General features: G+C 66.6%; 9 protein-coding genes. All 9 read left to right on the forward strand.

The window, feature by feature from the left end:
* The first annotated feature begins 20 nt into the window (after positions 1-20).
* The 9 genes from MUG94_RS07505 (at position 21) to MUG94_RS07545 (ending at position 13,098) form a co-directional block, all read left to right on the forward strand.
* The gene (locus MUG94_RS07505; RefSeq protein ID WP_227908634.1) at positions 21-1,613 is read left to right on the forward strand and encodes an anthranilate synthase component I; all 1,593 of its coding nucleotides are present in this window, start codon (positions 21-23) and stop codon (positions 1,611-1,613) included.
* A complete protein-coding gene (locus MUG94_RS07510) occupies positions 1,610-2,272 on the forward strand; it encodes a Trp biosynthesis-associated membrane protein (protein WP_227908635.1) in 663 nt (220 codons plus the stop codon). Before MUG94_RS07505 ends, MUG94_RS07510 begins: the two co-directional genes overlap by 4 nt.
* 115 nt (positions 2,273-2,387) lie before the next feature.
* Positions 2,388-2,681, forward strand: a complete 294-nt coding sequence (locus MUG94_RS07515; RefSeq protein ID WP_227889533.1) for an HGxxPAAW family protein — start codon at positions 2,388-2,390, stop codon at positions 2,679-2,681.
* A gap of 3 nt (positions 2,682-2,684) precedes the next feature.
* Positions 2,685-3,518, forward strand: a complete 834-nt coding sequence (gene trpC / locus MUG94_RS07520; RefSeq protein WP_227908637.1) for an indole-3-glycerol phosphate synthase TrpC — start codon at positions 2,685-2,687, stop codon at positions 3,516-3,518.
* Positions 3,519-3,595: 77 nt separating this feature from the next.
* Positions 3,596-4,993 carry a tryptophan synthase subunit beta gene (trpB, locus tag MUG94_RS07525; RefSeq protein WP_227889535.1) on the forward strand — a complete coding sequence of 466 codons (1,398 nt, stop codon included), beginning with the start codon at positions 3,596-3,598 and terminating at the stop codon, positions 4,991-4,993.
* On the forward strand, positions 4,990-5,823 hold the full coding sequence (trpA, locus tag MUG94_RS07530; protein WP_227889536.1) for a tryptophan synthase subunit alpha: 834 nt from the start codon (positions 4,990-4,992) through the stop codon (positions 5,821-5,823). The genes trpB and trpA overlap by 4 nt, the downstream gene beginning before the upstream one ends.
* On the forward strand, positions 5,823-6,863 hold the full coding sequence (gene lgt, locus MUG94_RS07535) for a prolipoprotein diacylglyceryl transferase (RefSeq protein WP_227908640.1): 1,041 nt from the start codon (positions 5,823-5,825) through the stop codon (positions 6,861-6,863). Before trpA ends, lgt begins: the two co-directional genes overlap by 1 nt.
* Positions 6,864-7,052: 189 nt before the next feature.
* Positions 7,053-11,648, forward strand: a complete 4,596-nt coding sequence (gene gltB, locus MUG94_RS07540) for a glutamate synthase large subunit (protein WP_227908643.1) — start codon at positions 7,053-7,055, stop codon at positions 11,646-11,648.
* The gene (locus tag MUG94_RS07545; protein ID WP_227908645.1) at positions 11,641-13,098 is read left to right on the forward strand and encodes a glutamate synthase subunit beta; all 1,458 of its coding nucleotides are present in this window, start codon (positions 11,641-11,643) and stop codon (positions 13,096-13,098) included. The genes gltB and MUG94_RS07545 overlap by 8 nt, the downstream gene beginning before the upstream one ends.
* The last annotated feature ends 4 nt before the right edge of the window (positions 13,099-13,102 follow it).

Raw genomic sequence — 13,102 nt, forward strand, 5'->3', positions numbered from 1 at the left:
CCCGGAAAGAAACCAGACACATGCAGGATCTTGGAGTTATCCGTCCCGGCCTTGAGGAATTCCGGGCCCTGGCCGCTGAACACCGCGTGGTTCCGGTGCACCTGAGCGTGCTGGCCGACGCCCACACACCCATCGGCATCTATCGCAAGCTCACCGCGGGCGCGCCGGGAACCTTCCTGATGGAATCCGCTGCCGCCGGCGGAGTCTGGTCCCGGTACTCCTTTATTGGCGCCTCCTCCCGCGCCACGCTGACCACGCACGACGGCGAAACGCACTGGCTCGGCGAGCCGCCGACCGGGGTGCCGCTGGACGGAAACCCCGTGGAAGCCGTGGCCCGCACCATTGACCTGCTGCAGACCGAGCGGCTGGACGGCGTGCCGCCGTTCACCTCCGGGCTGGTGGGGTTTGTCGGCTGGGAAACCGTTCGGCACTGGGAAAAACTGCCCAACCCTCCTGTGGATGACCTGGACCTGCCGGAACTGGCCATGAACCTGGTCTCGGACATGGCCATCCACGACAACTCCAACGGCACCGTCATGCTGGTGGCCAACGCCATCAACATGGACGGCTCCGACGAGCGCGTGGACGAAGCTTGGCACGACGCCGTGGCGCGCGTAAATTCCATGCTGCAGCGGCTGGCTGAACCCACCCCGCAGCCGGTCTCCGTGCTGAACGGCGGAAGCGTGGACACCTCCACCCTCACCGACGGCGTCAAGGAATCCTGGCCCAAACCCGAGTACACCAAGGCGGTGCAGCGGGGCAAGGAAGCCATCGTGGACGGCGAAGTGTTCCAGGTGGTCATTTCGCGGCGCTTCGAACTGGACTGCGCGTCGGACCCGCTGGACGTGTACCGGGTGCTGCGCAACACCAACCCGAGCCCGTACATGTACCTGTTCAACTTCGAGGACTCCCGCGGCAACCCGTTCGCCGTCGTCGGCTCCTCGCCCGAAGCCCTGGTGACAGTGACGGGCAGCGAAGTCATCACCCATCCCATCGCCGGCTCCCGGCCGCGCGGCAAGACCACCGAACTGGACCGTGCCCTGGCCGAGGAACTGCTGGCGGACGAAAAGGAACGCGCCGAACACCTGATGCTGGTGGATCTGGCCCGCAACGACCTTTCCAAGGTGTGCGCTCCCGGCAGCGTGGACGTCACGCAGTTCATGGAGGTGGAGCGGTTCAGCCACATCATGCACCTGGTCTCCACCGTGGTCGGTGAACTCGCGCCTCAGCGCAGTGCCTATGACGTGCTGGCTGCAACCTTCCCGGCCGGAACCCTGTCCGGCGCCCCCAAGCCCCGCGCCCTGCGCCTGCTGGACGAGCTGGAGCCGCACCGCCGCGGCATTTACGGCGGCGTTGTCGGCTACCTGGACTTCGCCGGAGACATGGACATGGCCATCGCCATCCGCTCGGCACTGCTGCGCGACGGCAAAGCTTTTGTCCAGGCGGGCGGCGGCATCGTGGCGGACTCCGACCTGGAAGCCGAGGCCCAGGAAACAGTCAACAAGGCGGCCGCGCCGCTGCGCGCTGCCCTGATTGCCCGGAGCCTGGAAACCGTCGCCGCCGCACCAAGCTTCTCCCACCCCCAATCCTCAGAGCAGGAAGTACCGCAGTGAGCACATCCACCAAACGGTGGCAGCGCAAGGGAACCGTCATCATGGCGGCGGTGCTCTTTGGCATCGCAGCCTTTGCCACCACCACGCGCACATGGCTGAACGTCCAGCTGCCCGCGACGGCCGTCCAGACCCCGGACCTGGCCGTTTCAGGATCCGATGCCGCCACCGCGGTGACGGCCTTCGCCGTCGTCGCCATTACGGCAGGCCTGGCAGCCTCGATTGCCGGGTCCGTGGCCCGCTGGATCGTCAGCGTGATCCTGGTGGTCTCGGGTATCGGTGTGGCTGCCGCCAGCTGGACCGTCATCAGCGATCCCGCCCAGGGCGCCGCCGGAGCCATCGGACAGGCGATCGGTGTCAGCGGAGCAGCCGGCACCGTGGTTACGCTCACGGGCATGCCGTGGGCGGCATTGGTATCAGGTGTCCTGATCGCGCTCACCGGCGTCTGGCTGGCTATCGCCAGCCGCAGCTGGAAGTCCTCGCGCCGTTACGCACCGGTACCTGCTGCCGGCACGACGACGGACCCCGCCGACTCCGCAAGCACGGTGACGGACCCCGCTTCGCCCGACGCCGGAAACAGTGACGAGGGCCCGGAGCCGGTTGATGAAATCGACAGCTGGGACCGGCTGACGCGCGGGGATGACCCCACGAACTACCGCTGAACCACAGTCCCGCCAGACCGGCGCCCGCCGGAATCGTTAAAGCACCGCAACACGTGAAAGAGTTTCCGCCAGTCAATGGCAGAATGGAAACTGATTCGTACAGAGGAGATTTACCATGAGCTCAAACGCCACCCGCAGCAACGTTGACGCCAAGCCCGAAAATGAAGCCGAGCGCCACGCCAGCATCCACGATGAAACCATCGGCCACGGCAACACCCCCGCAGCCTGGACCTGTGTCCTGATCATGATCGTCGGCGCCGGAATCTCCAGCGTTGGCTTCATCATTGCCAGCGTGCTGTGGTTCTGCATCGGCCTGGGCGTCATCGCGCTCGGCCTGGTGGTTGGCTTCATCATGAAGAAGGCCGGCTACGGCGTGGGCGGCTCGAAGCTCTCCAACAGCGGCCACTAAATCATGAGCGTCCTGGACGACATCATTGCCGGCGTCGCCGAGGACCTCGACGCACGCCGGCAAGCCGTTCCGCTGGAACAGATGCGGGAGCGTGCCCATGCGGCTGCTCCCGCACTGGACGCCTTTGCTGCCCTGGGCGGCAATGACAACCCCCGCGGCGAACTCCGGGTTATCGCCGAGGTTAAGCGCAGCAGCCCCTCCAAGGGTGCCCTCGCCGAGATTACCGATCCGGCCGCCCTGGCGGCCAGTTACGAAGACGGCGGCGCAGCGGTCATCAGCGTGCTCACGGAACAGCGGCGCTTCGGCGGTTCGCTGGCCGATTTTGACGCCGTCCGTGCCGCAGTGCGGATCCCGCTGCTGCGCAAGGACTTCACCGTTGACGAGTACCAGATCTGGGAAGCCCGTGCCCACGGCGCCGACTTGGTGCTGCTCATCGTGGCAGCCCTTGACGATGCCCAGCTCAAGGATTTCCTGGCGCTCACGCATGAGCTGGGGATGAACGCCCTGGTGGAGACACATACCGCGCAGGAAGTTGAACGCGCCGTCGCCGTCGGTGCCCGAATCGTAGGCGTGAACGTGCGCAACCTGAAAACCCTGGACGTTGACCGTACGGTCTTCGCGCCGCTGGCCGGCAGCATCCCCGCCGCAGCGCTCGTGATCGCCGAATCCGGAGTCCGCGACACCGCCGACGTCGAGCAGTACGCCGCCGACGGCGCCAACGCCGTCCTGGTGGGGGAGGCCCTGGTGCGCCACGATGATCCTGCGGCCACCATCGCCGACTTCGCCCAAGCCGGCCGCAGGGCCATCGCCGCCCGGCAGATCCACGGCAAAGGCTGACGGCAGGCTGACAGAGCAACACATTCCCTGTCCGGGCGGTCCGCCGTCCGGACCAAAGCAGGACAGGAACCAGCCCCATGACCGGGAATCCGGACCAGACCGGCGCAGCGCAGACCAACGCAGCGTCAACAGCCCCTTCCACTGCCCCCGCTGAGGATGCCCAGCGCGCCGCGGCCGGAACCGTCACGGAAGAGGTGGCTGAAGCGTTCCTGAACGTTCACGGTTCGCTGCGCCACGCCTCCGGACCGTATTTCGGCGAGTACGGCGGACGATGGATGCCGGAATCCCTGATTGCCGCACTGGATGAGCTGGAAGACACCTTCGAGAAGGCCAAGGCCGATCCGGAGTTCCGCGCTCAGATTGCTGACCTGAACAAGAACTACTCCGGCCGTCCGTCCCTGCTCACCGAAGCCAAGCGCTTCGCCGAGCACGCCGGCGGCGTCCGGATCTTCCTCAAGCGCGAAGACCTGAACCACACCGGTTCCCACAAGATCAACAACGTCCTGGGCCAGGCCCTGCTGGCCAAGCGGATGGGCAAGACCCGCCTCATCGCCGAAACCGGAGCCGGCCAGCACGGTGTGGCCAGCGCGACCGCGGCCGCCCTGCTGGGCCTGGAGTGCGTGGTGTACATGGGCGCCGAGGACTGCCGCCGCCAGGCCCTGAACGTGGCCCGGATGGAACTGCTCGGCGCCACTGTGATCCCGGTGAGCCACGGCTCGGCCACCCTGAAGGACGCCATCAACGAAGCGCTGCGTGACTGGGTCGCCAACGTGGACAACACCCACTACCTGCTGGGCACCGCCGCCGGAGCGCACCCGTTCCCGGCCATGGTCCGCTACTTCCACGAAGTCATCGGTGAAGAAGCCCGTGCTCAAATGCTGGAACAAACCGGCCGGCTGCCCGACGCCGTGTGCGCCTGCATTGGGGGCGGCTCCAACGCCATCGGCATTTTCCACGGCTTCCTGGATGACCCCGACGTAAAGATCTACGGGTTTGAGGCCGGCGGCGACGGCGTGGAAACCGGCCGCCACGCCGCCACCATTACCCTGGGCCGCCCGGGCGTGCTGCATGGCGCCCGCTCCTACCTGATGCAGGACGAAGACGGCCAGACCGTGGAGTCCCACTCGATCTCCGCCGGCCTGGACTACCCCGGCGTGGGACCGGAACACTCCTACCTCTCCGACATTGGCCGGGTTTCCTACGAGCCCATCACCGACAGAGAAGCAATGGATGCCTTCCAGCTGCTCTGCCGCACCGAAGGCATCATTCCGGCGATTGAGTCCGCACACGCGCTGGCCGGCGCCATCAAGGTGGGCCAGCGGCTGGCCGCCGAAGGCGATCCGTCGGAAAAGCTTGTGCTCGTAAACCTCTCCGGCCGCGGTGACAAGGACGTGGCCACCGCCGCTGAATGGTTCAACCTGCTGGATGACAAATCGGCCGAAGCTGAAATCGGCAAAGAAGGGGAACAGCTGTGAGCACTGCAGTCGACAACACCTCCGGCTCGGGCACCGCTGCCCTCAGCAAGTCCGCGGCGGCCATTGACCGCGCCGCCGCCGACGGGCGCGCCGCGCTGATCGGCTATCTGCCCGCGGGCTACCCCAGCGTGCAGGACACCATCGACGCAGGAATTGCCCTGGCCCGCAACGGGGCTGACCTGATCGAAATCGGCATTCCGTACTCCGACCCGGTCATGGACGGCCACGTCATCCAGGCCGCCACCACCGAAGCGCTGGCCTCCGGCTTCCGTGTCAGCCAGGTGTTCGACGTCGTCGCCGGCATCACCGCAGCCACGGACGCCGCCGTGCTGGTCATGACGTACTGGAACCCCGTGGTCCGCCTCGGTGTGGACGAATTCTCCCGCCGGCTGGCCGAAGCCGGGGGAGCGGGGCTGATTACCCCTGACCTGGTCCCCGACGAGGCCTCCGAATGGATGGCAGCCTCGGACAAGTACGGGCTGGACCGGGTCTTCCTGGTGGCGCCGTCGTCTACTCCCCAACGCATGAAAAGCACCGTTGCGGCCAGCCGCGGCTTCGTCTACGCCGTATCCATCATGGGTGTCACCGGCGCGCGCACTTCAGTCAGCACGGCCGCCAAAGACGTGGTGTCCGCCGCCCGTGCCGCCGGCGCACAGCGCGTCTGCGTGGGCCTGGGCGTCTCCAACTCCAGCCACGTCCGCGAAATCGGAGCCTATGCCGACGGCGTGATCGTGGGCACCGCACTGGTGGCCGCACTGCGCGACGGCGGTGTCCCCGCCGTGGCGGACCTGACCCGCGAACTCAGCACCGGAACCCGAAAGAGCAGCTAATGAACCTGATGTCCGTGACGGCTCCGGCCAGCATTCCCAGCCCGCCCGCGGACTTCAGCAGCTTCTCGCTGGGTCCCCTGACCATCCACACGTATGCCCTGTGCATCCTGGCCGGCATCATCCTGGCACTGTGGATGACATCAGTGCGCTGGAAGCGTCGGGGACTGCCCGAAGAGGCCGTATGGGACATCGCCATCTGGGCGATCCCGTTCGGCATCATCGGCGGCCGGCTCTACCACGTCGTCTCCTCACCGGCGGCTTATTTCGGCGCGAACGGTGACCTGTCCCTCATCCCGCAGATTTGGCGGGGCGGGCTGGGGATCTGGGGTGCCGTGGCCCTTGGCGCCGTCGGAGCCTGGATTGGGTGCCGGCGGGCCGGCATCAAGCTCTCCACCTTCGCCGACGTCGGCGTTCCCGGGCTGCTGCTGGCACAGGCCGTAGGCCGCTGGGGGAACTGGTTCAACCAGGAACTCTTCGGCAGCCCCACCGACGTGCCGTGGGGACTGGAAATCGATGCGAACAATCCCAACTTCCCGGACGGGACAGCCCCGGGAACCCTTTTCCACCCCACCTTCCTCTACGAATCCCTCTGGTGCCTGGCCGGGGTGGCCCTGCTGCTTGCCCTGGACAAACGTTTCCGGCTGCGCGGCGGGCGGCTGTTCTGGATTTACGCCGCGTATTACACCCTGGGCCGGCTGTGGATCGAGATCCTGCGCATCGACGACGCCGAAATGATTACGTTCTTCGGCGTCACACAACGGTTGAACGTGTGGACCAGTATCGGGCTCCTCATCTTCTCCGTGGGGATGTTCATTTCCCTGACAATCCGCGCCGGAAAAGGGAAGGAAGGGTCCCTGTACCTTCCCGGGCATGAGCCGGAACCCGCCGTCGCCGAACGTGAGGCAGATAACAACACGGAAACGGAATCTTCGGATTCCGGAACCGGGGCATCATCGCAACCGACGCGTGCTAATCTCGCAGAGACAAAAAACGAGGACGTAGATTCTCGCAAGCCCGGGACACCGGGTACTGCCAAGTAGCACCGGCCCGGGTCACCCTCGCGGCGGGTGCTGATGCCACATTGCCGTGGCTGCCCGGACAGGGCCGCGGGAACCACACCGCACACCTGTCCGTGATTCATCGAGACACCGCGGATCGTTTATGCCTTCCGCCGTGGGGCCAGCGTTGTCCCCTCCCACCGCGCAATCAGGGGGAAGGACTTACCTCTCATGACCGAACAGTTTCCGCCCGGCGGCACAGGTGCACCTGCGCCCTCGCCGTTCACCCGCTTCGCCGGCTTTCCGGCCGATTCCGGGTTGTACCGCGCCGAGAACGAAAAGGACGCGTGCGGACTGGCTGTCATTGCCACGCTGCGGGGGGAGCCGGGCCATGACATTGTCGACGCCGCCCTCACCGCCCTCCGCAACCTGGAGCACCGCGGCGCCGTGGGCGCCGATGAAGGCACCGGCGACGGTGCCGGCCTGCTGACCCAGGTTCCGGACGAATTCTTCCGTGCCGTCACCGGATTCGAACTTCCTGCGCCGGGCACCTACGCCGTGGGCACCGCGTTTCTTCCCACCGAAGCCCGCGAGCAGGACACCGCCCGCGCCGGTGTCGAAGCCATGGCCGAGTCCGAGGGCCTGACCGTCCTGGGCTGGCGCGAAGTGCCCGTAGTCGCTGACCTCGTGGGCGCCATGTCCCGGGCCTGCATGCCGCACTTCGTCCAGGTGTTCCTGGCACCGGCCGACGGCGATGCCTCCGACCTGGACGCCCGCGCCTTCCGCGTACGGAAGCGGTCGCAGAACAAGTTTGGCGTCTACTTCCCCTCCCTGTCCTCCAAGACCATGGTCTACAAGGGCATGCTCACCACCGCGCAGCTGGAACCCTTCTACCCGGATCTGTCCGACCCGCGCTTCAAGACGAAGCTGGGCATTGTCCACTCCCGGTTCTCCACGAACACGTTCCCGTCCTGGCCGCTGGCCCAGCCGTTCCGCACCATTGCGCACAACGGTGAAATCAACACGGTCAAGGGCAACCGGAACTGGATGCGCGCCCGGCAGTCCCAGCTGAAGAGCCCGCTGCTGGGGGAAACCCCCGAAGAGTTGTTCCCCATCTGTACCCCCGGCGCCTCGGATTCCGCGTCCTTTGACGAGGTCGCTGAGCTGCTGATGCTCTCCGGCCGGCCGATCACCCACGCCATCATGATGATGATCCCGGAGGCCTGGGAAAACCACGCCACCATGGATCCGGCCCGACGTGCCTTCTACCAGTACCACTCCATGCTGATGGAACCGTGGGACGGACCCGCAGCAGTCTCCTTCACCGACGGCAACCAGGTGGGAGCCGTCCTGGACCGCAACGGCCTGCGCCCGGCCCGCTACTGGGTGACCGAGGACGGACTGGTGGTGCTCGCCTCCGAGGTGGGCGTGGTGGACATTGATCCGGCCAAGGTGGTCCGCAAGGGACGCGTTTCCCCGGGCAAGATGTTCCTGGTGGATACCGAAGCCGGCCGCCTCATCGAGGACTCCGAAATCAAGGCCGAAATGGCGGCTGCCAATCCGTGGGCCGAGTGGGTCCGGGAAAACCAGGTGACCCTGGAAGAGCTGCCCGAGCGCGAGCACGTGCTGCACACCAAGGCGTCCATCAACCGGCGTCAGCGCACCTTCGGCTACACGCAGGAAGAACTGCGCATCCTGCTGGGCCCGATGGCCCGCACGGGTGCCGAACCCCTGGGAGCCATGGGTTCGGACACACCCATCGCCGTGCTCTCCCAGCGCCCCCGGCTGCTCTTTGACTACTTTGTGCAGTCCTTCGCCCAGGTCACCAACCCGCCGCTGGATTCCATCCGCGAGGAACTGGTCACCTCCATGCGCGCCTCCATCGGACCGGTGGGGAACCTGCTGGCCCCCGGCCAGGTCCGCACCCACCAGGTGGCCCTGAACTTCCCGGTCATCAACAATGACCAGCTGGCGAAGATCGCCAAGCTGACCAACGCCGACGGCGAGAAGATCGCGCTGAAGGTCCGCGGCCTGTACCGGCCGCAGGGCGGCGAGGCCGAACTGCGTGCCCGGATCGCCGAAATCTGCGAGAAGGTCTCCGGCGCCGTCAACCGCGGCATCGAATACATCGTGCTGTCGGACCGGGACTCCAGTGCACAATGGGCGCCCATCCCGTCGCTGCTGCTGCTCTCCGCCGTGCACCACCACCTGCTCAAGAGCGCCAACCGCACCAAGATCTCCCTGCTGGTGGAAGCCGGCGATGTCCGCGAAGTCCACCACGTGGCAGTGCTCATGGGCTACGGCGCCTCGGCCGTGAACCCGTACCTGGCGATGGAAAGCTGCGAGGAACTGGTCCGCAACGGCGACATCACCGGTGTCACCGGTGAAGAGGCCGTCACCAACCTGATCAAGGGCCTGGGCAAGGGCGTTCTGAAGATCATGTCCAAAATGGGCATCTCCACCGTCGCTTCCTACTGCGGCGCGCAGACGTTCGAGGCCCTGGGCCTGGGCCAGGAACTGGTGGATGAATTCTTCCACGGCACCCAGACCCAGCTCGGCGGCGTCGGCCTGGACGTCATTGCCGCGGAAGCTGCCGCCAGGCATGCCAGCGCCTACCCCGACGACGAAATCGAGGACCCGCACCGGCCGCTGGAGAACGGCGGCGAATACCAGTGGCGCCGTGAGGGTCCGCCGCACCTGTTCAACCCGGAAACCGTGTTTCGCCTCCAGCACGCCACCCGTGAACGCCGCTATGACGTGTTCAAGGCGTACACCAACGGCGTGGATGACCAGTCCAGGAACCTCATGACCCTGCGCGGCCTGCTGGAATTCCGGACGGGGGAGCGGCCCGCCGTTCCGCTGGAGGAAGTGGAATCCGTCGCCAGCATCGTCAGGCGTTTCTCCACCGGTGCCATGAGCTACGGGTCCATCTCGCAGGAAGCCCACGAGACCCTGGCCATTGCAATGAACCGGCTCGGCGGCAAGTCCAACACCGGCGAGGGCGGCGAGGACCCCGAGCGGCTGCTGGATCCGGAGCGCCGCTCCGCCATCAAGCAGGTTGCCTCGGGCCGTTTCGGCGTGACCAGCCTGTACCTCACCAACGCCGAGGACATCCAGATCAAGATGGCGCAGGGCGCCAAGCCCGGTGAAGGCGGCCAGCTGATGGCGCAGAAGGTGTACCCGTGGGTGGCCCGCACCCGGCACTCCACGCCCGGCGTCGGCCTCATTTCCCCGCCGCCGCACCACGACATTTATTCCATCGAGGACCTGGCGCAGCTGATCTACGACCTCAAGCGCTCCAACCCGAGCGCCCGGGTCCACGTCAAGCTCGTCTCGGAAGCCGGAATCGGCACCGTGGCGGCCGGCGTGACCAAGGCCAAGGCCGACGTCGTCCTCGTCTCCGGGCACGACGGCGGCACCGGTGCCTCGCCGCTGAACTCGCTCAAGCACGCCGGCGCTCCTTGGGAACTGGGGCTCGCCGAGACACAGCAGACGCTGATGCTCAACGGCCTGCGCGACCGCGTGGTGGTGCAGGTGGACGGACAGCTCAAGACCGGGCGCGACGTAGTGATTGCCGCGCTGCTGGGCGGTGAGGAGTTCGGTTTCGCCACCGCTCCGCTGGTGGTCTCCGGCTGCGTCATGATGCGCGTCTGCCACCTGGACACCTGTCCGGTGGGCGTAGCCACGCAAAACCCCGAACTGCGGGCACGGTTCTCCGGCAAGCCGGAATTCGTGGTGAACTTCTTCGAGTTCCTGGCTGAGGAAGTGCGGGAAATCCTGGCGGAACTTGGCTTCCGTTCCCTCGAGGAAGCCATCGGGCACACCGAGTTGCTGGACACCAAGGCGGCGGTGGATCACTGGAAGGCCGACGGGCTGGACCTGGAGCCGATCCTGCGCGGCGCCGACGTCGTCGAGCCCGGCACGCCGATGCGCAACATGGTTCCGCAAAACCATGACCTGGACTCGCACTTCGACAACAAGCTGATCGAGATGAGCGCCGACGCCCTGGCGAACCGCAACCCGGTGCGCATTACGCTCGATGTGGTGAACACCGACCGTTCGGTGGGAACCATGCTCGGGCACACCGTCACCAAGACGTTCGGCATCGACACCCTGGCCACCGACACCATCGACGTGACACTCACCGGCCAGGCCGGGCAGTCGCTCGGCGCGTTCCTGCCGGCCGGCATCACCCTGCGGCTGCTCGGAGACTCGAACGACTACGTGGGCAAGGGCCTTTCCGGCGGACGGATTATTGTCCGGCCGGACCGCGCCAACGTCTTCGACGCCGCCCGCAACGTCATTGCCGGCAACGTGATCGGCTACGGCGCCACCAGCGGCGAAATGTTCCTGCGCGGCCAGGTGGGCGAACGCTTCCTGGTCCGCAACTCCGGAGCCACCGCGGTGGTGGAGGGAATCGGAGACCACGGCTGCGAATACATGACCGGGGGACAGGCCCTGATCCTGGGTCCCACGGGACGCAACTTCGGCGCCGGCATGTCCGGCGGCACCGCGTACCTGCTGGACCTGCGGTCCGAACGGATGAACAAGGACGCCCTGGAAAAGGGCGAACTGCGGCTGGAGCCGCTGGACGCCGAGGACGCCGACATTGTCCGCGGCCTGTTGATCCGGCACGTGGAAGAAACCGAATCGGCACTGGCGGCCGCCCTGCTGGAGGACTTCCCCGGCACGGTTGGCCGCATGACCAAGGTGCTGCCGCGTGACTTCGCTGCTGTGCTGGACGCCCGTGCCTCCGCGGTCGAAGCGGGTCTTGACCCCGACGGCGCCGAAGCATGGACTCGAATCTTGGAGGTAACCGGTGGCTGACCCACGCGGATTCTTGAAAGTACGCGACCGCGAGACGCAGCCGCGCCGGCCCGTTCCCGTCCGCATCATGGACTGGAAAGAGGTCTACGAAGCGCAGGAGAAGGGCGTCCTGAAGGCACAGGCCGGGCGCTGCATGGACTGCGGCATTCCGTTCTGCCATCAGGGCTGCCCGCTGGGAAATCTCATTCCGGAATGGAATGACCTGATGTGGCGGGGCAAGGGCCGCGAGGCCGTTGAACGGCTGCACGCCACCAACAACTTCCCGGAGTTCACCGGGAGGCTGTGCCCGGCGCCCTGCGAAGCGTCCTGCGTGCTGGGCATCAACCAGCCGGCGGTGACGATCAAGCAGGTTGAGGTATCAATCATCGACCAGGCCTTCGACGAAAACTGGGTGACCCCGCACGCTCCCGAGCGGCTCACGGACAAAACCATCGCCGTCGTCGGCTCCGGGCCGGCCGGCCTGGCCGTTGCCCAGCAGCTCACCCGTGCCGGACACACCGTGGCCGTGTACGAGCGCGATGACAAAATTGGCGGCCTGCTGCGCTACGGCATTCCCGACTTCAAGATGGAAAAGCTGCAGATTGACCGCCGGCTGGACCAGATGCGGGCGGAGGGCACCCGCTTCCGCACCGGCGTCGAAGTGGGCCGGGACATCAGCTGGGAACAGCTGCGCCGGCGGTACGACGCCGTGGTGGTGGCCACCGGAGCCACCGTGCCCCGCGACCTGCCCATCCCGGGCCGCGAACTGAACGGCGTGCACTTCGCCATGGAATACCTGGTGCAGGCCAACCGTGCCGTGGCCGGGGAACGGGTGAAGAGCTCCATTTCCGCGGAGGGCAAGCACGTGGTGATCCTGGGCGGCGGCGACACCGGCGCGGACTGCCTGGGTACTGCGCATCGCCAGCAGGCAGCATCAGTGACCACCCTGGCGATTGGCAAGCAGCCGCCGGCCGAGCGGGCCGCGCACCAGCCGTGGCCGATGTACCCCACGCTGTTTGAGACTGCCAGCGCGCACGAGGAAGGCGGTGAGCGCACGTATCTGGCCTCCACCGTGGAATTCGTGGGTGAGGCCGGTCAGCTGACCGGCGTACGGATTGCTGAAACGGAATTTGTGGACGGCAGAAGAGTGCCCAAGGCCGGCACCGAACGGGTTATTCCGGCGGACCTGGTGTTCCTCTCGCTGGGCTTCACCGGTCCGGAGCCGGCCGGGCTGGCCGAGCAGGTGAACACCGAGTTCGACGAGCGTTCCAATGTGGCGCGCGACGGCTACTACATGACAAATACGCCGGGTGTGTTTGCCGCCGGAGACGCCGGCCGCGGACAGTCGCTGATTGTATGGGCGATTGCCGAAGGCCGGGCCTGTGCGGCCGCCGTGGACCAGTGGCTGACGGGTTCCACCCGGCTCCCGGCACCGGTGGCGCCGAACGACCGGGCCATCTCGCCCCTGTAGGCCG

The organism is Arthrobacter gengyunqii (assembly GCF_023022985.1).
Lineage (GTDB): Bacteria > Actinomycetota > Actinomycetes > Actinomycetales > Micrococcaceae > Arthrobacter_B > Arthrobacter_B gengyunqii.

Bases quoted from the DNA above. Each gene is read 5' to 3' on its own strand.
- MUG94_RS07505 (WP_227908634.1), top strand. From the start codon at position 21: ATGCAGGATCTTGGAGTTATCCGTCCCGGCCTTGAGGAATTCCGGGCC.
- MUG94_RS07515 (WP_227889533.1), top strand. From the start codon at position 2,388: ATGAGCTCAAACGCCACCCGCAGCAACGTTGACGCCAAGCCCGAAAAT.
- trpC (WP_227908637.1), top strand. From the start codon at position 2,685: ATGAGCGTCCTGGACGACATCATTGCCGGCGTCGCCGAGGACCTCGAC.
- trpB (WP_227889535.1), top strand. From the start codon at position 3,596: ATGACCGGGAATCCGGACCAGACCGGCGCAGCGCAGACCAACGCAGCG.
- lgt (WP_227908640.1), top strand. From the start codon at position 5,823: ATGAACCTGATGTCCGTGACGGCTCCGGCCAGCATTCCCAGCCCGCCC.
- gltB (WP_227908643.1), top strand. From the start codon at position 7,053: ATGACCGAACAGTTTCCGCCCGGCGGCACAGGTGCACCTGCGCCCTCG.